1 protein-coding gene is annotated in these 457 nt (G+C 70.7%); it reads left to right on the top strand.

The annotated features are described in order from the left end of the window. Window positions 1-49 precede the first annotated feature (49 nt). Window positions 50-457, top strand: a 408-nt coding sequence (locus AB4Y92_RS25775; protein ID WP_441822204.1) for a hypothetical protein, incomplete at its 3' end; no start/stop codon positions are given.

Raw genomic sequence — 457 nt, forward strand, 5'->3', positions numbered from 1 at the left:
GCGGGGCCGGCGGCCTGGGCCGATCTCTCGGTCAGCACCGAGCATCCGGATGAATCTGCCGTGCGCGGCGTGCTCTACCCCCAGGGCATCGCTGCCGGCCGCGGGGCCGGCGGCCTGGGCCGATCTCTCGGTCAGCACCGAGCATCCGGATGAATCTGCCGTGCGCGGCGTGCTCTACCCCCAGGGCATCGCTGCCGGCCACTGCATCCATGGCCGTGGGCCAGATTTTGCCGAGGCGCTGGAGGATCTCCGCAGCAACTGGGCGCAGGCCCGTTCGCTCGCGGACAGGAACAGCATCCGCAGGATGGCGTTGGCAATCATCGAGATCACCGGCGACCAGGGCGAATGCGCTGATGCGGCGCTGCGCGGCGCCGGTTTCGACCAAAAACAGATCGAGCGCCTTGGCGCGCTGGCCTGTTCGGAGGCGACCCGGCTCGCCGCCGGCGGGCCATTCCGG

This window comes from Lysobacter sp. TAB13 (assembly GCF_052113885.1).
Lineage (GTDB): Bacteria > Pseudomonadota > Gammaproteobacteria > Xanthomonadales > Xanthomonadaceae > Lysobacter > Lysobacter gummosus.